The following is a 22097-nucleotide window of genomic DNA, read 5'->3' as shown; positions in this document are numbered from 1 at the left end:
GTTTTTTCACAGAGAGCCATAGAGGGCGACTATTCTATCTCTGTGGCTCTCCGTGTTTTTCTCCGTGTCTCTCTGTGATATATAAAAGTATAGTCTTGTTTTCAGCTCCATCTACTTCCCGTTTTTGATAATAAGCCACGCTGTTCCGATATTTTCTAACCCTTTGTGAAAATGGGATTGTCTTACTTTGTATCCCTAAAGTAAGACCGAAGATTGTTTCCCATTATGACATTTATTACCCGTAATTCTTTCCGATTTCTCTTTTCGCTGATTGTAATTATTTCTTTTCAAAATTCATTTGCGCAGGATAATCCTGTGATTTCTTCTGATTCGCTTCTTCATCGGATTTCCGCTTTGGAAAAAAGACTGGAGGAAAACAAAAAGCTCTATGTTGGCGGATTTATCCACGTACAGTGGAGTACATCGCCGCAGGCGGGTGTTCAGCGGGTAGGGGAGTTGCCTAACAGCGAATTGAACGAATCTACCTATAATCGGATCGGTGTCCGTCGCGGCCGCATCATCACTTCCTATGAAGACAAGGGTTGCATGGGATTCCTGCAATGTGACCTGACGGAAAAGGGAGTATTGCTGGTGGATGGTTTTATTCATGTGCGGGAGCCGTGGCTGAAGATGTTTTCGTTGAAAGGCGGTCTGTTTAGCGACCCTTTCGGTATAGAAGTGCCTTTTGCCACTTTCAATCTGGAGTCGATCGAGAAAAGCCGCATCATTAAGACTCTTTTCCCGGATGATAAAGATCTCGGTGTGGTGATTACTTTCCAACCGACGGTTAAGAGTAAATTATCGGGACTGAAGCTGGAAACAGGATTCCTGACCGGAAATGGATTGGACAAGGATGCCGATAATCACAAGGACTTAATTGCTCACCTCACCTATGCCGCATCTGCACATAAACTGAATTATAGTCTGGGCTCTTCACTTTACCTCGGTAAAGTGATTAATCATAAAGGCTATTACTCGATGACCGGTAAGCAGTTTGTACTCGCTACTGATACCTCCCGTTTTGCTAATCGGATTTATTATGGATTGGAAGGGCAGGTCAGTCGTACCTGGTTGTTGGGTAAACTTATATTACGAAGTGAGTATGTTTTTGGTGTGCAATCCGGTACTTCTGCAAAATCCCTCTCTCCCGGCATTTGCAACGTGGTGACGGGCGATACTTATCAGCGCCCTTTTGCAGGTGGTTACATTCATCTGGTGCAGGACATCCTGAATACCAAACATACCCTTACCCTTAAATATGACTGGTATGACCCGAATACCCGATTGTGTGGCGATGAGATTGGAACATCCGCTTTCAGTGGAGCGGCGGATGTTGCCTATGCTACGTGGGGATTGGGTTATCTTTTCCGCATGAACGACCACGTGAAGCTGATGGCTTACTACGAACGGGTTATCAATGAAACTACCCATAATCTGACAGGCTATAATCAAGACGTCAAAGACGATGTGCTCACATTGAGGATGCAGTATAAGTTTTGATCTGAAACATTTTCTCAAAATGGGGGCTTTGCCGCAGCAAGAACGCGGATTTCAGCACTTTTAGAGACTTTTTTAAAGAGATCCAGTGTTGTTTGCACCACTTCTCCCCATCTGATAGTTATCGGATTTGGGGAGGTTGGGGACAAGTGGCATTAATACAGCTTCTTAGTACGGTAGCGCAGATAAATTGATCAAGGAGAAATGGTGGGATAGCATCCGGTTGTTTCTCCTTTTTTTATGTTTATCGGCGAGTGATAACATATACCATGATTTCTAATATTCAGGGGGGTGTAGCTTTTTCCTTATCGCTGTCAGGTCTCCGATGCTGACAGGATAGCAGGGTGCAAACACCAGTCCTTTTAATCCACCGTACTGCGATGATTCCCTCACGATCTCAGCGTGTTAGCATCTGTCGCTGTCAGGTAATCTTTCTACTCTCCATTTCCCCCACGGCTCTATGAGAGGCTGTGTGAAAACATTTCATATTTAGCTACCGTCCCTTTCTCTACGAGCGAAAAGAGCGGATGCGCACACAAAAGTCTCGCACTGTAAAGCGGCCTAAAGCGGCTTGATTTGGTGTTTCTTTGAAAGTGTATAAAATTATGTTTTTTTGTTGCGTACGGAAATCTCAGTTCTTACGGTGTTATTCTTTTTATATACTCCAATCTCTTATATGGCAACACTCTTGTGTTTGACAAGGCGAAACCCTTTCGCTTGGTTGGAAATAGATGAAAGTTAGACTATACGCAAAGTACCGCAATAAAATTTAGACAGGCTCTTGTCAGCAGAATTTCTTATATTTGTTTTGAAAAACAACCGAACCATGAAACGAAAAGCCTTAACTCTGTTATTGGTTATTATACCCCTTCTCACTTTTGCCCGGAACGAGATAGACTCCTTATTATATGCACTGGATAAAACGATTGACAATTATCAGATTTATGGACAACGAAAAGAAGATAAACTCAGTCGGCTCAAAGAGTTATTGAAGATTGCACCGAGCGATGAACAGCGTTACAGTATTTGCGGTCAGCTTTATAACGAATACAGTCCCTATACTTCTGACTCAGCTCTAATATATGCCCGAAAGAAGCTGCAAATAGCGGAGAAATTAAATAACAAGCGGAATATTACAGATGCGCGCCTGAATCTGGCAGCCATTATGGGTACTGTCGGAATGTATAAGGAGGCAATCGATATTTTGGGGATGGTTGATATAAAGTCTTCACCGGACCTGAAAGCTTATTATTATCATATCTATCGGACCATCTATGGGTCTATGTCAGATTATGCAGTTTCCAATCAGGAAAAAGTGCGCTATGATATGTTAACCGCCCGGTATCGCGATTCTCTGCTTGTCTCAAACCCTCCAAGATCAAGTACGCACATCATGGTGAACTCAGATCGGCTAATCGTAAACCGAAATTACGATGCCGCATTGAAATTGTTACTTGAATATTTTCCCACTATACCTGTAGAGAATCATGACCGTGCCATCATTGCCTATAGTATTTCGCAGGCTTATCATGGGAAAAAGGAGCGGGAACAGGAGAAGAAATGGTTGACAATTTCCGCTATTTCAGATTTACAGTCAGCCAATAAAGAATATATCTCACTGCGTAGCCTCGCATATCTTCTGTACGAAGATGGTGATATAGATCGGGCCTACAAGTACATGAAACGTTCGCTGGATGATGCTCTCTTTTGCAAAGCAAGATTGAGAACCTACGAAATATCGCAGATGATGCCCATTATCGATAATGCTTATGCTCGGGAGAATCAGGCCCGACAGCGCCAGTTGGTTATTTTCCTGATCAGCATCAGCGTCTTGTCTCTGTTTTTGATTATCGCTATTGTCTCGCTTTACCGGCATATGCAGAATCTGGCAAAGGCCCGAAAAGAGATAAGTGCGGCGAATGACCGGTTGAGTGCATTGAATCAGGAATTGAAAGAAACCAATGAACAACTCAAAAATACCAATATCACGCTTTCGGAGGCCAGCCTGATCAAGGAAGAATATATAGGTCGCTATATGGATCAGTGCTCGGTCTATATTGATAAACTGGACGAATACCGTCGCCAGTTAAACAAAACGGCTACGGCTGGTAGAATGGAAGATTTGATGAAGGCTATAAAGTCAAAGCAATTCATCGAAGATGAGTTGGCCGAGTTTTATTCTAACTTTGACAGTACCTTCCTGCATCTTTTCCCAAATTTCATTGAAGAATTTAATAGTCTATTAGCAGAAGGGGAAAAGATAACTCCAAAACCGGGGGAGCATCTGACGACTGAACTTCGCATTTTTGCATTGATCCGACTAGGTATTACTGACAGTGTGAAAATCTCACACTTTTTGCGTTATTCACTTTCTACCATTTATAATTACCGGACTAAAATCAGAAATAAAGCAGCCGGTCCACGCGATGAATTCGAAAATCAGGTGATGAAGATCGGAACAGGTGAGAAGTCATAGAGCTCATATTCAAATACCAGTCATATTTTTCCTTTATATTTTATCTTTTCCTCAAAATGGCCCCTGGGATTTCATTCTCAAGGGCTTTTTTTATTGCAATTCTACTACAATGTCCTCTTCTTGATTGTTGTATAAGAGTCTGATAACAAGGTTTGTGGTGTTTTGAAGGTCTTGTATTTACTACATTTTGTTTCCAAAGAAATTTATCCGCATTATCCGATTATAATTTTGTGTTGAAGAAACACAACGGTCAAATCAATTGTCTCAGACAAGGATAATTAAAAACAACCGTGAAGCTTATTCTCCTTCTACTACTAATTACAAACCTTTAAATTACAAACTATGAAAAAAGAGTACATCACTTAATGTGAAACAAACTTCACACAAGGGAAATCAACTTTGGGAAATGGTTTCCCAAATCAAATCATCAACGAATGAGTAAATCTAAATCTAACTAATCCCCAAAATAAACGTGTCAACTTTAAATTCTAAAACAATGGTATATCAAAAGAAAGGGCTATGCAGTATAGTAATGCTATGGTGTATGCTGTTAATTTCGACCGGAGCTTTTGCACAGACAGCAAAAACTATTTCCGGAAAAGTGATCGATGGCAAAGGCGAAGCGCTGATTGGAGTCAGTATTCTGGTCAAAGGGACCACAACAGGAACAATCACTAATGTAGATGGGAAGTTTACCCTGTCAGTAGGAGCGGTAAGTAATCCGGTGTTACAGGTCTCTTATGTCGGGTTTATTAAACAGGAGGTTGACGTAAAAGGAACAGCTCCGCTTCGAATAGTCCTGGCAGAAGAATCTAAAAAGATCGATGAGGTAGTCGTTGTTGGTTACGGTAGCCAGCGCAAGAAAGATTTGACCGGTTCTGTTTCTGTTGTGAAGACCGAAGACCTGAAATCATTGCCTGTGCCCAGCGTAAGTGATGCCATGCAGGGACGTGCGGCAGGTGTACAGGTCATTTCATCCGGAACTCCGGGTAGTGATGCGACTTTCCGCATTCGTGGTACAGGTACTATCAATGATAATAACCCGCTGATCGTCATTGACGGACTTCCTGTGTCAGGAGGGCTGAATGAGCTGAATATGGATGATGTAGAGTCGTTACAAGTGTTGAAAGATGCTTCGGCGACCGCTATTTATGGTTCGCAAGGGGCTAATGGAGTTGTCATCGTTACCACTAAACGCGGTAAAAGCGGAAAGGGGCAAGTGAATTTCAATTACTCTTATGGCATCCAGAATGCAACCCATATGGTGAAGATGCTCAATGCATCGCAGTTTGCAACGCTGGAAAATGATATTTTGGGAAATGCGGGTATCACTACTAATCCGGCTTTTGCCGATCCATCCAGTCTGGGCAAAGGTACCGACTGGCTGGGGGCCATGTTCCGTACGGCAGCCATGCAAAATTACTCGATGTCTTATTCAGGAGGCAGTGAAAATACGAACGTATATGTTTCGGGTAACTACCTGGATCAGGATGGTATTGTGATTAATACGGGCTTTAAACGCTATACGCTTCAGATCAACACGGATACAAAAATCTCATCCCGGTTGAAATTTGGAAATAGCCTGACGTTGAACCATGACATTAAACCGAGCGGATCATACAGTATCCGTGATGCGATGTTGGCATTGCCTACTCAGGCAATTACCGACGAAAGTGGTAATTATACCGGACCAGGATCTATACCTATGTATGATGGTGATATTCTCAACCCGATCGGAGCAGCCAAAACGGTACAGAATGTAACCAAAGGTTATAACCTGATGGGGTCGGTGTTTGGTGAACTGGAAATTTTGAAAGGCCTGAAATTCAAATCTACTTTGGGGGTGAAAGCCAACTTCTGGGATTCACGTACCTGGTCTCCTAAATACAGCTGGGGTTCTAAGATTCAGGCCAATTCTTACCTGGGAGAACAATACAATAAAAATATCAACTGGGTGTGGGATAACTACATGACCTATGAAAAATTGATTGAGAAGCACCGCGTATCAGTAATGGCCGGTACCAGTGCCCAGGATAACCGTTACGATTATATGAACGGTTCGATACAAGGCTTCGTGAGTGATAATACCCAACAGTTGAGCAATGGTCTTTTGACACCTACCTTAGGCGGAAGTACAAATGGTAATTCCCTGTTTTCACTGATGGGTAGAGCTACATATGCTTATGCAGACAAATACCTGATCACAGGAACACTGCGCCGGGACGGATCATCCCGTTTTGGTGAAAATAACCGATACGGAACTTTCCCTTCAGCTTCATTGGCATGGCGTGTTTCTCAGGAGGATTTTTTCAAAAGTGTCACCTTTGTTAATGACCTTAAGATCCGTGCCGGTTACGGTATCACCGGTAACCAAAGCATTGGAAACTATTCATTTGCTTCGCAACTGAATATCGTAAAATATAACTTCAATAATACAGCAGTTTCGGCCGTAGTTCCTACGGTTATGCCGAATCCCAACATTCAGTGGGAAGGCCAGAAACAAGCCAATATCGGTTTCGATGCATCGATGTTTAATCAACGGGTAGATTTGACTGTAGATGCTTACCTGAAACAGACCGACAAGATGTTGGTGCCGATGTCAGTTCCTGTTTCTACAGGTTACTCAGACGTCTATGTGCCTTCGATTAATGCCGGTAAAATGGAAAACCGCGGTGTTGAAATTACGGTAAATACCAAAAACCTGACCGGGGCTTTGAAATGGAATACAAACTTCAATATTTCATTCAACCAGAATAAAGTGAAAAGCATCAACGATACCGTACCGATGTCGAGCGGAAGTATTGGTTTGAATCAAAACCTCGCTCTGATAAAGGCCGGTCAACCGATTAACATGTTCTATGGCTTTAAGACCGACGGCATTTTCCAGAATCAGGCTGAGGTAGATAATCACGCTACACAGGTGGTGGGTGGTACTGCTCCCGGTGATATCCGCTTCAAGGATCTCAACAACGATGGCGTGATCAATGATAAAGACCGTACGTATCTCGGTAATCCTAATCCGACTGTCATCTTTGCATTGAACAACAGTTTCTCATACAAAGGATTTGACCTGAGCATTTTCTTACAGGGAGTGGCCGGAAATAGGATTTGTAACGCCAACCGTTTCTGGAGTGAGGCGATGGCGGTTGCTCAAAATCAAACTGTAGAGACATTGAACCGCTGGACCGGAGAGGGAACCAGTAATTCTATGCCGAGAGCTATATTCAATGATCCGAACAAAAACACCCGTCCTTCCGATCGTTTTATCGAAGACGGATCATACCTGAGAATCAAGAATGTGACACTGGGATACAATTTGCCCAAGAACTTAATGGCTAAAGCCTTTATCTCTTCGGCCAGAATCTATCTGTCGGCTCAGAACCTTGTTACATTCACCAACTACAAAGGATTTGATCCCGAAGTGGGAACCAGTGGAATAGACAACAATGTTTACCCTGTTACCCGCACATTTAGCATGGGCGTAAATCTTGGCTTTTAATCTCTAAAAGAAAACAATATGAACTTCAAAAAATATATTTCAGTTGCACTTTTCGCTGCATTACTTTCAGCGTGTAGCAGTGACTTTCTTACTAAAGTGCCCGAAGATTCGATCAACACCTCTAATTTCTTTCAAACAGAGGCGGATGCGATTGCTGCGATCAATGGTGCTTATCAGCCTTTGCAATGGCCTAAACTATACAACATGCGTATGTGGACGACCGACATCATGGCCGGAAACAGTATTGTGGGTGCAGGAGGTGGTACGGATGGTATCGAGACTCAGGATGAAGCAAACTTCATCACTTCAACCGATAATCAGGGTGTGCTGGACTTGTGGCGTGGTCCCTGGCCGGGAATCCTGCGTACCAACATTATTTTGCAGAAGGTTCCGGGTATGAGTATCAGCGAAAACGTGAAAAACAGAGTATTGGGTGAAGCCTATTTCCTGCGGGCCCACTATTACTTTATTCTGGTTCGCTTTTTTGGAGATGTACCGTTGGTACTAACTCCGGTGACTCCGGGTGATGATTTACGTCCTTCCAGAGCGCCGAAAGCGGATGTATATACACAGATTATTTCGGACTTGAATAAAGCTATCGAATTGTTGCCAACGAAGGAAGAGTATTCAACGGCTGATTTGGGGCGTGCAACGAAGGGCGCCGCTGTTGGCACACTGGCTAAAGTGTATCTGACTCTGGGAAACTGGCAGCAAACGGTCGATCTCTGTGATCAGGTCAAGACTTTGGGATACAGTTTGAATGCTAATTATGGCGATAATTTTAATCCTGCTACTGAAAACTCTCAGGAATCGCTTTTTGAAGTACAGCATTCAGGCAAAACTACTTTTGATTTCTGGAGTAACGAAAATCAGGCTTCCTGGTTAAGCACCTTTACCGGACCTCGTGGTTCGAATATGGTGGATGGCGGTTGGGGATGGAATCAGCCGACACAAGAGTTTGTGGACTCCTACGAAACCGGAGATAAACGCAAAGATGTTACCGTATTCTATGAAGGTTGTCCGAAATTCGATGGTCAGGATTATAAAAAAGCCTATTCCCTGACGGGGTATAATCTGCGCAAGTTTGTGGTAACAAAAACAGTTACCGGAGGTGCCTATGACAATAGCCCGTTGAACTTCCCTGTATTGCGTTATGCCGATGTATTGCTGATGAAGGCCGAAGCATTGAATGAACTGGGAAGAACTACTGATGCGCAGTTGGCTTCTACCGATGCAAATGCAACGTTGAATAAAGTGCGTGCGAGAGCCGGTCTGGCTGATGTAGTGGGATTAAGCCAAAATGATCTGCGCAATAAAATTTTGCATGAACGTCGTATGGAACTGGCATTTGAAGGGCAGCGTTGGTTTGACCTTATCCGCGTACAAAACGGACAATACGGCATTGACTTCCTTCATTCTATTGGAAAATCAAACATGAGTTCGAAATTCCTGTTGATGCCTGTTCCGCAGAAAGAACGTGATGCGAACCCCAACCTGACTCAAAACACCGGTTATTAATCATTGTTTAATGCCATTTCAATCGTAATCAAATGAAGAAACAAATTATAAAGCGCATTTTCACGCAAAATGCCGGACGAATCATGTCGAAAGCTGCCTTGTCAGTGGCTTTGTTGGCCGGGGCATTGACCTCATGCAATATGACCGATGAGTTTAAAATTGCATCAGCCGGGCCTCTGTCCATGACTGCCACCAAAAGCAGCATTGTATTGAATCAAAAACAGGATGCACAGGCTGCTGTCGAGTTTGATTGGTCCACCGGAACAAATAACGGAACCGGAGCTTCTATCTCTTACCAGTTGCAGGTGGATAAGAAGGGTAATAATTTTGCCACTCCCATTAAGCTGGATATGGGAAAAGGAATCTATGCCAAAGCCTTTACTGTAGCTGCATTGAATGATTCATTACTGAAACATTGGAATGCCGTTCCGGGAAGTGAGATTCAGCTGGAAGCCCGCGTCATATCTACTATTTACACGACTCCGACAACGTCCGAGACTTCCAATATCGTTGAATTAACGGTAACTCCGTACCAACCGGTTAGCAAAACGTTGTATCTGCTTGGCAGCGCAGCTCCCAACGGCTGGAGTGCAGATAAAGTATCTGTAATGACTCCTTCGGCTTCTGATCCGACTGTCTTTGTTTATCAGGGAGCATTAAGTGTAGGGGATTACAAATTCATCACCTCATTGGGCCAATTCCTTCCTTCTTACAACAAGGGAGCAGATGACGGTCATATTGTTTACCGTACGCTTGATAGTCAGGCTGATGATAAATTTAGTATAACCGAGGCTGCTGTTTACAAAGTGACTGTAAGTTTGCTGGACATGACCATATCTGTAGTAAAATTGGATTTGCCTGCATACAGTGCAATCTATATGGTGGGTAGTGCTGCACCTAACGGATGGGATATTTCAAAAGCGACTCAATTGGTGCAAAATCCGGACAATCTGTTTGAGTTTACCTACAGCGGCGTATTGCAGGCAGGAGAATTCAAGTTTCCGGTAAACCGCAATGCCGATTGGGGACAGGATATGTTTATGCGTACCGATGATACGCACATGTATCTGCACAAAGGCGGCGCTTCTGACGACAAAAAGTGGACAATAGCCAAGAAAGGATATTACACTATCAAATTGAATCTGTTGGATAATACTATTTCCATTAATCGGTTGAAACTCTACATGGTCGGTAGCGCTACTCCGATCGGTTGGGACATCAGTAACGCTGTCGAAATGACGGAAGATGCTACGGATGGCTGTATCTTTACCTACACCGGCCCGATGGTTTCGGGCGAATTCAAATTCCCTGTAAATCGTGATTCCAGTTGGGGGCAGGATATGTATATGCGCACTGACGATACTCATATGTATTTACATAAAGGCGGTTCGTCAGGCGACGATAAATGGAACATTACAACTGCCGGTGATTATGTGATTAAGGCTAATGTAGAAACGCTTTCTATAAGTATTATCAAGCAATAGGTAATTAGTTTGTTTCTCAGGGTTGCTTCGAGTGATGAAGCAACCCTTCACCAAACCCCAAAAACAAATCATGAAGAAAGTAAAACTTCCTATTCTGATTTCTGCAATGATCATGATATTAGCTTCCTGCGGAGAAAAAGATGAGGTATCCAACACGCCTACTGAGGTTCCCACAAATCCGGCGACTCCGACCTTTTATAATTATTCGATTTCAACGGATAAAGCCATCTATAATCCCGGAGATGAGGTAACTTTTACGACAAATACCTCTTTGCCCGTTACTGCAAAGGTCAGATACAAATACCAGAATACAGTAGTTGAGGACATGGCTGTAAGCACTTCTACGTGGAAATGGAAAACTCCGACTACCGATTATAAAGGCTATATTGCTGAGGTATATTCCACTTCCAATGGTACGGAGACGATCTATTCTACCATTGGTGTAGATGTATCTTCCAGTTGGAAAAAATTTCCGCGCTATGGATTCCTGTCCAGGTTCCCCGTTTTAAGTGATGATGCTGTAAACAGCGTGCTCGGTAATTTGAACAGGTATCACATCAACGGACTGCAATTCTACGACTGGCAGAACAAACATCACATGCCGCTGCCGATAGTGAATTCCGCACCGGCAGTCAGTTGGAAGGATATTATCAACCGGGATATCTATCTCAGTACCATCCAGAAATACATCGCAGGAGCACACAGCCGCAACATGAAGGCGATGTTCTACAATCTGGTCTATGGTGCATGGGACAATGCCGAAGCCGATGGAGTTCAGAAGGAGTGGTACGTCTATAATGACAATACCCATACCAACCGGGACTTTCACCCGCTATCTTCACCGTTCCTGAGTAATATTTATTTGTTGGATCCATCCAATACCGGATGGCAACAGTACATAGCGGCTCAAAACCGGATTGTGTATCAGTATCTTGATTTTGACGGATACCATATGGATCAATTGGGCGATCGCGGTACTCGATATAAATATGATGGTACATCATTGAATCTGTCCCAGACCTTTAAGCCGTTTATCAATGCAATCAAAGCAGACGAACCTCAAAAGGATATCGTGATGAACGCAGTGGGTCAATACGGACAGCAGGGCATCGCAGAAGCGCCAACCGATTTTCTTTATACAGAAGTGTGGTCTCCGTTTGACACCTACAATGATCTGGCCAATTTGATTAAGCAGAATAATACGCTGAGCAGCAATACCAAGAATACGGTTCTGGCAGCCTATATGAACTATGATATGGCCAACAATACCGGTTATTTCAATACACCGTCTGTCCTGATGACAGATGCAGTGATCTTCGCTTTTGGCGGTGCACATATTGAGCTGGGTGAGCACATGTTGGGCAAAGAATATTTTCCCAACAGTAATCTGGCCATGAAAGATGACCTGAAGAGCGCAATGATCAACTACTATGATTTTATGACTGCATATCAGAATTTACTGCGGGATGGCGGTACATTCAATAACATAACTCTTTCGTCAACAGATAATAAACTCTCAATAGGGACCTGGCCTGCTGCTGCCAGAAAAGTGGCGGTGTTTGGCAAGAAGGTTGATAATAAACAGGTTATCCACCTGATTAATTTCACCAATTCCAAGACTCAGAATTGGCGGGATAATACGGGTGTTCAGGTATCTCCTACACTCGTCAAGAATGCAACATTGGTACTGACCAGCGATGCCATTGTGAAAAAGATATGGGTAGCTTCTCCTGATATTATTGGCGGAGCTTCCCGAACCGTCAACTTTGCTCAAAACGGAAATAAAGTGAGCTTCATCCTGCCCGAGTTGAAGTACTGGAGTATGGTGGTTGTTGAATATTAAAAACTCTTACGATGAAAAAATACATTACCGGCTATCTGATAGGACTACTCTTGTCGGTTAGCTCTCTTTTAGCACAAAAAATAACGGCGGATCCAGTCATATCTGGCAAATGCCTCTCCTATGAAGCTTCCGGTTCTCAAGCCGTTTTCCACTGCGAGAATAACGTCAATGTGCTGCTGAAAATTTGCAGCCCTGGAATTGTAAAGCTGTGGTATGAACAAGGCAAATTTCAACGCAACAATGAATCGTTTGCCGTGGTCAATGAAAACATTGATAATGCCGGAACTTTGTCCGTTTCAGAACAACCGGGCAGCTATGAAATTTTTACCAGCGAGCTGATTGTTCGCATCAATAAGAATCCTTTTCAAGTGCGTTTCTTTGACAAATATCAAAAGTTGCTGCTTGAAGATTTTCAAGGCAAAGGTTTTGTGAAAGAGACACAGAGACAAGTCAGCTACAAAACGCTTCGCCCCAATGAGCACTTCTTCGGGTTGGGTGAAAAAAGCGGAGGATTAGATCGTCGGGGTAAAACCTTCCGAATGTGGAATAGTGACAAGCCGTGCTACGCCACCGATGAAGATCCGTTGTACAAAAGCATTCCCTTCTTTATGAGTAACTTTGGATACGGGATTTTCTTTGATAATACCTATAAAAGTGTATTCAACTTCGGAGCTTCCTCCAACGAATATTATTCCTTCGAATCCCCCGGTGGAGAGATGGCTTACTATTTCATCTTTGGTCCGTCGTACAAACAAATCATCGAACGCTATACCCAACTGACCGGAAAACCAATCATGCCGCCCGAATGGGCATTTGGTTTTTCCCAGTGCCGGGGCATGTACACTAACGAGAAGCTGGCACGAGAAGTGGCGGGAGAGTTTCGTAAACGTCAAATCCCTTGCGATATTATTTATCAGGATATTGGCTGGACCCAAAACTTACAGGACTTCGAATGGAGAAAAGAGAATTATCAAAATCCGAAGCAAATGGTTTCCGATTTGGCAGCACAGGGTTTCAAGATGATTGTCTCTCAGGATCCGGTGATTTCCCAAAACAATAAAAAACAGTGGCGCGAAGCTGATTCGCTCGGCTATTTTGCCAAAGATATCCGCACCGGAAAAAGTTACGATATGCCCTGGCCGTGGGGCGGAAACTGCGGTGTGGTCGATTTTACCAGACCGGGAGTGGCCGACTGGTGGGGAAGTTATCAACAGAAGGTGTTGAATGACGGTGTTCGTGGTTTCTGGACCGATATGGGTGAACCCGCCTGGAGTAATGAAGAGGACGCTGACCGCCTCAATATGAAACATTATCTCGGGATGCACGACGAAATCCACAACGTTTATGGATTCAACTGGGATAAAGCCGTGACGGAGCAGTTTGAAAAACGCAATCCCAACAAACGGGTATTTCAGATGACCCGCTCATGCTTCGCAGGCATGCAACGTTACACCTTTGCATGGTCAGGCGATTCGGGTGATGGCAATGACGTACTGAATGGCTGGAATAAACTGGCGGCTCAGGTTTCTTTGGCACAATCTGCAGGAATGGGATTGATTCCTTTCTGGACTACCGATATTTCAGGCTATTGTGGCGATATCAAAGACCGTGAAGCTTTCGCGGAATTGTATATCCGATGGATGCAGTTTGGGGTATTCAATCCGCTAAGCCGTGCGCATCATGAAGGAGATTATGCTGCTGAACCCTGGACATTCGGTGCAGATGCCGAGCGTCTTTGCCGAGAAGCCATCAGCCTGAAATACAAGCTGCATCCCTATATCTATACCTATGCCCGCAACGCCTACGATACCGGATTACCGCTGATGCGAGCCCTGTTGCTTGAATACCCTGACGATGTGGAGACCTTTAAACTTGATGGTCAGTTCCTGTTGGGAAAAGAGATTCTGGTGGCACCGGTTGTTGAAAAAGAAGCATCCGAAAAGCAGGTTTATCTGCCACAGGGCGAATGGATCGACTTTAATGATGGAAAAACGGTTCATAGAGGAAAACAGTGGATTACCTACCCGGTAACATTGAGCACGATTCCTATGTTTGTAAAACGGGGCTCCATCATCCCACAAATGCCGGTGCAACAATATATTGGGGAAAAGAAAAACGCTCCGGTTGGGTTCGATATTTATCCGGCTGCAGAAGGTCGTTCAGCCGGTTTTACACTTTATGAAGACGATGGAGAAACCAACGATTATAAGAAAGATATTTGTGTCAGAACCGATGTGAAATGTCAAACGGAAAAGGATGCTTATGTCGTTACTGTACAGAATCGGGATGAGAATCGTTGCGTTGAGCTAAAGCATAACCGGAATTTCGGAGTAAAGATTCGTCTGGAGAAGATACCGGTAAAAGTAGAATTGAATGGAACAAAACTGAAGTTTGTAAGTCCTGAAAAAATGGGCAGAAGCTGGTTTGAATTGTCCGCTACAGCATCAGCGTCGTGGGATAAAGATACCAATACATTCTGGATAAAATGGCAGGATAATGGAGAAAAAGTTGAAATCAGTATCCGTAAATAGAAGTATAAAAACGAAAGATAGAAACAAATGAGACTTCAAAACTTATATGTTGCAGCAATAGCTATTATTTTCACAACAATAGCTCAAGCTCAGAATAACAAGACGGTATTTCAGTCAAAAGCATTCTCTATTTATGAAAATAGGGTAGAGCAGGGGAAGTTTAAATCAGTTGCGACATCTCCGACAGAGCTGACTTCTGACTATCGCAGTCCTGATGCTGACAGGTATAGCCCGACTGTTTCATTCAAATTCAGTATTAATTCCCGGGATAATGAAATGACTCCGGGAAAAGACCACAAGGTAACCCTTCAGCCCGTTAACGGTAGCTGTGTAACTACAGTGCAGTTTGGAAAACAGTACATACAAACCGTTCCGGTAAAAGAGGAGGAGAATCTTCCGGTAAACACGCGCTGGACTATCCGTCTTGATATGCGTGACGTATTGAAGTCTTTCAGGGAAAAGGGATATTACACGCTGTTCAACGGAGAAAAACTGGATCGGTCAGACTTTAAGGGGGTATATGTGGCCGGAAGTGCAGCTCCACTGATGTGGGATTTCAATAACCTTCGAAATCGTACAGAACTGGAACTAAAAGATCCGGATGGGGATGGTATTTATGAGACTACCCTGATCCTGAATAAGAAAAGTGATGAAAAGCAGATGGCTTCTACCTGGTCACTGAAGAAGGATCTGTCCGCTTTTCCCAAATATCAATCAGGTTATACTATCTCCGATGCCTTATACAATCTGGCCTTGGATGAAATGGTTAATGCCGTGGAGCCTGACAGCACTTTCCGTACCGGAAAAGAGTGGGCCGGTGTATGGACGCGTGATATCAGTTACAGCATCATTCTGTCAATGGCACATCTGCAACCGAAAGTAGCGAAATACAGCCTTTTGCGTAAAGTGAAAAATGGGCGGATTATTCAGGATACCGGTACTGGTGGCGCTTATCCGGCTTCGACAGACCGTATCATTTGGGCAGTTGCAGCCTGGGAACTGTACAAGGTGACCGGAGATAAAGAGTGGTTGTCTCATGCATATTCTATTATAAAAAATACGATAGAGGATGACCTGAAAAACGTCTATGATCCTGTAACTGGATTGGTTCGGGGTGAATCATCGTTTCTCGATTGGCGTGAACAGACCTATCCCCGCTGGATGCAGCCTGTCGATATCTATGAGTCGGAAAATCTAGGAACCAATGCTGTCCATTATCAGGCTAATATCATTCTTTCTCAAATGGCTAAATTGATGAATGATGTGGATGCATCAGTCAGATATGCCGGGATTGCATTGAAAATTAAGAAAGGGATCAATTCTTATCTCTGGATGGAAGATAAAGGTTATTACGGTCAATACCTATACGGTCGTAATTTCAAAATCTTGTCGCCGCGTGCAGAAGCATTGGGTGAAGCTCTTTGTGTGTGGTTTGGTATTGCCAATGCTCAACAACGCAAGTCAATCATAGAACGTGTACCGGTAATGGATTATGGTATTCCTTGTATATATCCACAAATCCCGGGTATTCCGCCTTATCATAATAATGCCGTGTGGCCATTTGTCCAGACATATTGGGGACTGGCATCCGCTTCGGAAGGAAACGACGAGGCTGTACTCGAAACGATGGCTGCGGTTTATCGCCCCGCCGCAATGTTTCTGACCAATAAAGAGAATTTCGTCGCATCGACCGGAGACTTTGCCGGGACACAAATCAACTCCAGTAATATGCTCTGGAGTTTATCCGGAAGTATTGCTCTTGTTCATCGAATATTGTTTGGCATCGAATTTAAAACTGATAGTCTGGTATTTCACCCGGTTGTCCCTAAAGCCTTGTCGGGTAAACGATCTTTATCCAATTATAAGTGCCGTAATGCCATTCTTGATATAGAGATGGATGGTTTTGGTAATCAGGTAAAAGAGTTTGAACTTGATGGAAAAGCACTAAAGGTTGCCGCTCTTCCTTATACGTTGACAGGCAGACATTCTATTCGAATTATTTTGGCAAATAATGAGTTTTCAAAATCCGGTATTCATAAGGTCGCAAACTATACGACAGTAGAAACTCCGGTGGCTCGTTATGCTAATGGTCGATTGACATGGAATAAAATCCCGGGTGCCAGATCGTATGCTGTTTTGAAAAACGGCAAACAGGTACTGAATACAGCGAAAACCTCAATACTGGTAACACCAATGGTTTATGCAGAGTATCAGATTATAGCTAATGATGCAAGAAGTGTGGCTTCTTTTGCTTCAGAGCCGGTAGTGATCGCAAACAGTAAATCCAATAAGACCTATGAAGCAGAACTATTTGTTCCAAAAGCTAACTTGGGCTACAAAAACTACCGGGGAGAAGGATATGTCGAAATCAGTAAACAGGCCAATAGAAGCATTACCATACCTGTTGAAGCAGACAAGACAGGTGTATATGCAATCAACTTCCGCTATGCAAACGGCAATGGTCCGGTCAATACTGAAAACAAGTGTGCCATCCGCACATTGAACATTGATGGACGTTTTGCCGGAACCATCGTACTTCCTCAGCGGGGAACCAATGAATGGTCAAACTGGGGATACACAAATTCTGTGCAGGTGGATTTGACAAAAGGCAAACATCAGATTGAAATCTGTTTTGAGTCTCAAAATGAAAATATGAATGTGGAGGTTAACCAGGCGATGTTGGATACTATGTTCGTTTGGCTGATTAAGTGATGTTATATGAGATTCAATTTCAGGGTTGATTATTCAAAGTTCGTGTGTGACTGTAATTCACACGATTAAGTTTATCCTCCCGAAATTGAATTTCATCAAATAAATCTTCCTTTGAGGGAGGAATAGTGCCTACTTTGTGTTGCGATTATAAAGCAGGGCCGATAAGCCCTCAAGAATAAGTTTAACCTTAATAATCAGATTAAATACACACTTATGCGTAAGAAGATTTTTTTATTATCCTTTTTGTTTGCCGGTATTCTTCAATTCATATTTGCCGGAAATGCGGATAAATTGATTGGTAATCAGATCTCCGTCTTTTATCCCAAAAACTACAATCCGGCTAACCATTATCCTTCCATAGCTTTATTGAAAGAGCCGCAGTCTGTAGGAAACATTCCTGCGGACTGGAAATTAAAGCCCCGCTTTTACCTGAAAAATGGAAAATCGGTTGCGACGCTGCCCATTGCAAAAGGTACTAGTCTTTACGGGACAGGTGAAAACACCGGAAGTCTCTTACGTAACGGGAAACAGGTAACTCTCTGGAATACCGATAACTACGAATATAAAAAGGATGGCGGAAAACGTTTGTATCAAAGCCATCCGTGGGTGATGGGGGTAAATGCGGACGGTACAGCTTTCGGAGTGATTGCTGATAATAGCTGGAAGCAGCAGATTGAACTGACAGACAGTATCCGGTTTATTTCCGATGGCCCGGCATTCAGGTTGATTATCATTCAGCGAAACTCTCCGCAGGAGGTACTCAAAGCCTTAGCCGGTCTGGTAGGAAAAATGGAGATGCCGCCACTTTGGGCATTGGGATATCAGCAATGTCGGTACTCCTATGTGCCGGATACCCGCATTAAGAGCCTCGCCGATACCTTCCGCCTGAAAAAACTGCCCTGTGATGTGATCTGGATGGATATTGACTATATGGACAGCTTCAAAATATTTACTTTCGACAAGAATAAGATACCCAATCCCAAAGCGGTCAATGACTATCTGCACCAAAAAGGTTTCAAATCCGTATGGATGATTGACCCGGGCGTAAAGGCTGAAAAAGGATATTTTGTCTATGATTCGGGAAGCAAAGGTAATCATTGGGTGCAAAATAAAGATGGAAAGGAATATAACGGTAAAGTATGGCCGGGCAAATGTGCCTTTCCTGATTTTACCCGTCCGGAAACAAGAGCGTGGTGGGGTGACCTTTACAAAGATTTTATGGCTCAGGGTGTGGATGGTGTGTGGAATGATATGAACGAACCGTCCGTTTTTGACGGACCTGATGGTACCATGCCGGAAGACAATCATCATCGCGGGGGAGGGGAACTTCCAGCCGGTTCTCATTTGCGTTATCACAACGTGTATGGCACTTTGATGGTAAAAGCTTCCCGCGAAGGGATCCTGAAAGCTAATCCGGATAAACGTCCGTTTATCTTGTCCCGTTCCGGATTTTTGGGTAGTCACCGTTACGGTGCTACCTGGACGGGGGATAATTCAGCCACTGAAGGATATATGAAAGAGTCCACACCGTTGTCTCTCAATCTGGGTCTGTCCGGTCAGCCTTTCAGCGGTCCCGATATGGGCGGTTTTACCGGAAATACCACACCCGATTTGTTTGCGAAATGGATTGCTATGGGAGCCTATTTTCCATTTATGCGCGGACATGCCAGTAATGATGCCAACAATAAAGAACCGTGGGCATTCGGTCCTGAAGTTGAGCAGGTCTCCCGTACCGCTTTGCAAAGACGTTATCGGTTGTTACCCTACCTTTATACTCAATTCCGCGAAGCTTCAGTGTCCGGTATTCCGGTGATGCAACCGGTCTTTTTTGCAGACCCCAAAGATACAACACTGCGAAAGGAAGATCGTGCTTATATGGTGGGCAGCCAATTGCTGATTGTTCCGAAGTGGGCTGCACAGCCGGCATTGCCGAAAGGAATCTGGCGGTCATTTATTCCGGAAAATGAAGTGGCGGATAATTACCAGGCAGATATGAAGGTAAAAGGTGGCGCGATTATACCATTGGGTAAAATCATTGAGAATACTACTCAATATAAAACCGATTCATTGACATTGGTAGTTGCATTGGATAAAAACGGGCAAGCTAAAGGAGTGCTTTATGAAGATGCCGGTGATGGATTCGGTTATCAAAAAGGGGAGTACCTGATTTCTCAGTTTGCAGCTAAACAGGTGGGGAATGTTGTCAATGTTACCATAACTCCCCAATCCGGAAATATGAAACAGGTTCGTCATCACTACAAAGTAAGATTGCTGACTGCAAATGGAGAATATACCTCGGACTGGAATGCCAAGCCGGTTATTCGTGTCGTAACCTCCAAGCGAAATAAGAAATAAAGTTGAAGGAATTCAGCTTTGATAAATGGTTTTTGATGGTTTTGTGTGAAAATGAAACAGCCCCTGCGTGATGCCGGGGCTGTATTATATAACTGCTTTTCTATTCAGGCTTGAATGTTTTATTGGTCCAATAATTTCTTTACCAGTTCCGGTATTTCCGAAGGTTTGCGGGCCACAGGAACGCCAACACTTTCAAAAGCAGCTATTTTTTCTTCTGCTGTACCCGTACCGCTGGAGATGATGGCACCGGCATGACCCATCCGTTTGCCCGGAGGAGCGGTCTGTCCGGCTATAAAGGCCACTACCGGTTTGGTGATTTTTTCTTTGATGTATTGTGCTGCCCGTTCTTCCGCATCACCACCGATTTCACCGATTAATACGATCGCTTCGGTTTCGGGGTCGTCTTCAAACATTTGCAACAACTCCTGATAATAGAGCCCGGCTACCGGGTCGCCACCAATACCCACACAGGTGCTTTGCCCCAGTCCGTTTGTGGTCAGTTGGTTTACCATTTCGTAAGTGAGCGTGCCGCTACGACTCATCAGCCCGATTTTACCTTTCAGGAAAATATTCCCCGGCAGGATACCGACCAGTGATTCGTCCGGAGAAATCAATCCCGGGCAGTTAGGGCCAATCAGTTTGGCGCCCATTTTCTTAAGATACGGAGTTACCTTTACCATATCCAGCGTAGGGACACCTTCCGAAATGGCGATAACCAGCTCAATACCGGCTTCTGCCGCTTCCAGTATGGCATCGGCAGCCAATGGGGCAGGGACAAAGATGATGGAGGTATTGGCTCCGGTGGCTTTGACCGCTTCTTCTACAGTGTCAAATACGGGGATGTCATGAATCGTCTGACCTCCTTTTCCCGGAGTAACACCACCGACGATGTTTGTTCCGTATTCTTTCATTTTCCAGGAGTGGAAACTGCCGTCGCGGCCTGTGATGCCCTGTACAATCAGTTTGGTATTTTTATTGACAAGAATGCTCATATCAATGAATATTTAAAAGTAAGGTAAATGGATTAATTAATCAGGCTGATGGCTTTTTTTGCCGCGTCACTCATCGTTTCCACAACGGTCAGGTTGGAATCTTTCAGAATTTCCAGACCCTCTTTAGCATTGGTTCCCGACAAGCGGACGACTATAGGAATTGAGGTCTTTATTTGTTCCAATGCCACCAGCAGGCCTTTGGCTACATCATCGCAACGGGTGATTCCCCCGAAGATGTTTATCATCACCACTTTCACGTTTTTATCCGAAAGCAGCAGGTTCATAGCCTCGATTACCTTTTGCGGATTGGAGCTGCCACCAATGTCAAGGAAGTTGGCCGGAGAGCCACCAAATAGTTTAATCATATCCATGGTTGCCATAGCCAGTCCTGCCCCGTTTACCATACAGCCGATTGTACCGTCGAGGCGGATGTAGCTGAGCCCTTTTTCCTTGGCCTGAATCTCTTTCAATTCGTCTTCGGTCGGTTCGTTGAGGGCATAAATATCTTTTTGGCGGTAAAGCGCATTGTCATCAAAGGTCATTTTTCCGTCAATGGCATATAGCTGGTCTTTATCGGTGATCACCAGAGGATTTACCTCCACGAGATTTGCGTCAGTCTCTATAAATATCCGGTAAAGTTTTTGGAGAATGGGTGTGGCCTGTTTGACCAACGCGAAATCATCAAAAAGGGCGAAAGCAATCTTCCGAGCCATGAAAGGTGTCATGCCTAAATCCGGGTCGATGGGGTATTTGAGAATGGCTTCCGGATTGGTTTTAGCGACCTCTTCGATTTCCATGCCACCCTCTTTACTGGCCATTACCAATACCGATTTGGAAATCCGGTCAATGGTAAGCCCGACGTAGAATTCGGATTTAATCTCTACCCCATCGGCTACAATGACCTTTTCAACAGTGTAGTCTTTGATGTTCATGCCGAGAATATTACGGGCGGCATCCTGTGCTTTTTCGAGAGAAGTGGCAAATTTTACCCCGCCTGCTTTACCCCGCCCACCTGTCAAGACCTGAGCCTTGACCATAACCGGGAGTCCTATTTTCTCGACGGCGGCTGTTACTTCCGCTTCATTGTAGCACAGCACCCAGTCAGTGACCGGGATTCCGTAACGGGCAAAAATTTCCCGGGCTTGATACTCGTGAATCTTCATATCCTATAAGGTTAAATAAATGAGCAA

At 44.0% G+C, this 22097-nt stretch carries 11 protein-coding genes; 9 read left to right on the top strand and 2 right to left on the bottom strand.

All coding sequences use genetic code 11. The features are described from left to right. Positions 1-225: 225 nt before the first annotated feature. The 9 genes from MLE17_RS05595 to MLE17_RS05555 all read left to right on the top strand — a co-directional run bounded on the left by MLE17_RS05595 (position 226) and on the right by MLE17_RS05555 (position 19915). A complete protein-coding gene (locus MLE17_RS05595; RefSeq protein WP_243347776.1) occupies positions 226-1500 on the top strand; it encodes a hypothetical protein in 1275 nt (424 codons plus the stop codon). A gap of 823 nt (positions 1501-2323) precedes the next feature. After that, a complete protein-coding gene (locus MLE17_RS05590) occupies positions 2324-3973 on the top strand; it encodes a DUF6377 domain-containing protein (protein WP_243347775.1) in 1650 nt (549 codons plus the stop codon). A 496-nt stretch (positions 3974-4469) separates the two neighbouring features. Continuing rightward, on the top strand, positions 4470-7472 hold the full coding sequence (locus tag MLE17_RS05585; protein ID WP_243347774.1) for a SusC/RagA family TonB-linked outer membrane protein: 3003 nt from the start codon (positions 4470-4472) through the stop codon (positions 7470-7472). An 18-nt stretch (positions 7473-7490) separates the two neighbouring features. Further along, positions 7491-8990: a RagB/SusD family nutrient uptake outer membrane protein gene (locus MLE17_RS05580; protein ID WP_243347773.1), complete on the top strand. Its 1500-nt coding sequence runs from the start codon at positions 7491-7493 to the stop codon at positions 8988-8990. A gap of 32 nt (positions 8991-9022) precedes the next feature. Next, a complete protein-coding gene (locus MLE17_RS05575; protein WP_243347772.1) occupies positions 9023-10474 on the top strand; it encodes a SusF/SusE family outer membrane protein in 1452 nt (483 codons plus the stop codon). A gap of 70 nt (positions 10475-10544) precedes the next feature. Next, positions 10545-12317 carry a glycoside hydrolase family 66 protein gene (locus MLE17_RS05570; RefSeq protein WP_243347771.1) on the top strand — a complete coding sequence of 591 codons (1773 nt, stop codon included), beginning with the start codon at positions 10545-10547 and terminating at the stop codon, positions 12315-12317. 11 nt (positions 12318-12328) lie between these two features. Further along, complete coding sequence (locus MLE17_RS05565; protein ID WP_243347770.1) at positions 12329-14848, top strand: glycoside hydrolase family 31 protein; 2520 nt, start codon at positions 12329-12331, stop codon at positions 14846-14848. 27 nt (positions 14849-14875) lie between these two features. Next, complete coding sequence (locus tag MLE17_RS05560) at positions 14876-17560, top strand: MGH1-like glycoside hydrolase domain-containing protein (protein WP_243347769.1); 2685 nt, start codon at positions 14876-14878, stop codon at positions 17558-17560. 213 nt (positions 17561-17773) lie between these two features. Next, positions 17774-19915 (top strand): TIM-barrel domain-containing protein, encoded by a 2142-nt coding sequence (locus tag MLE17_RS05555; RefSeq protein WP_243347768.1) that lies wholly within the window; start codon positions 17774-17776, stop codon positions 19913-19915. Positions 19916-20034: 119 nt separating this feature from the next. Here the strand turns inward: MLE17_RS05555 and sucD are convergent, their stop codons facing one another. Both sucD and sucC read right to left on the bottom strand, forming a co-directional pair. Continuing rightward, complete coding sequence (sucD, locus tag MLE17_RS05550) at positions 20035-20907, bottom strand: succinate--CoA ligase subunit alpha (protein WP_243347767.1); 873 nt, start codon at positions 20905-20907, stop codon at positions 20035-20037. 32 nt (positions 20908-20939) lie between these two features. Next, positions 20940-22070 (bottom strand): ADP-forming succinate--CoA ligase subunit beta, encoded by a 1131-nt coding sequence (sucC, locus tag MLE17_RS05545; protein ID WP_243347766.1) that lies wholly within the window; start codon positions 22068-22070, stop codon positions 20940-20942. Positions 22071-22097 lie beyond the last annotated feature (27 nt).

It is taken from the genome of Parabacteroides sp. FAFU027, assembly GCF_022808675.1.
Lineage (GTDB): Bacteria > Bacteroidota > Bacteroidia > Bacteroidales > UBA7332 > CAXXIC01.
This window is presented reverse-complemented; position numbering and strand designations above follow the sequence as displayed.

What these genes read in the sequence shown, in the direction of transcription:
- MLE17_RS05595 (WP_243347776.1), top strand. Translation starts at nt 226, where the DNA reads ATGACATTTATTACCCGTAATTCTTTCCGATTTCTCTTTTCGCTGATT.
- MLE17_RS05590 (WP_243347775.1), top strand. Translation starts at nt 2,324, where the DNA reads ATGAAACGAAAAGCCTTAACTCTGTTATTGGTTATTATACCCCTTCTC.
- MLE17_RS05585 (WP_243347774.1), top strand. Translation starts at nt 4,470, where the DNA reads ATGGTATATCAAAAGAAAGGGCTATGCAGTATAGTAATGCTATGGTGT.
- MLE17_RS05580 (WP_243347773.1), top strand. Translation starts at nt 7,491, where the DNA reads ATGAACTTCAAAAAATATATTTCAGTTGCACTTTTCGCTGCATTACTT.
- MLE17_RS05575 (WP_243347772.1), top strand. Translation starts at nt 9,023, where the DNA reads ATGAAGAAACAAATTATAAAGCGCATTTTCACGCAAAATGCCGGACGA.
- MLE17_RS05570 (WP_243347771.1), top strand. Translation starts at nt 10,545, where the DNA reads ATGAAGAAAGTAAAACTTCCTATTCTGATTTCTGCAATGATCATGATA.
- MLE17_RS05565 (WP_243347770.1), top strand. Translation starts at nt 12,329, where the DNA reads ATGAAAAAATACATTACCGGCTATCTGATAGGACTACTCTTGTCGGTT.
- MLE17_RS05560 (WP_243347769.1), top strand. Translation starts at nt 14,876, where the DNA reads ATGAGACTTCAAAACTTATATGTTGCAGCAATAGCTATTATTTTCACA.
- MLE17_RS05555 (WP_243347768.1), top strand. Translation starts at nt 17,774, where the DNA reads ATGCGTAAGAAGATTTTTTTATTATCCTTTTTGTTTGCCGGTATTCTT.
- sucD (WP_243347767.1), bottom strand. Translation starts at nt 20,907, where the DNA reads ATGAGCATTCTTGTCAATAAAAATACCAAACTGATTGTACAGGGCATC.
- sucC (WP_243347766.1), bottom strand. Translation starts at nt 22,070, where the DNA reads ATGAAGATTCACGAGTATCAAGCCCGGGAAATTTTTGCCCGTTACGGA.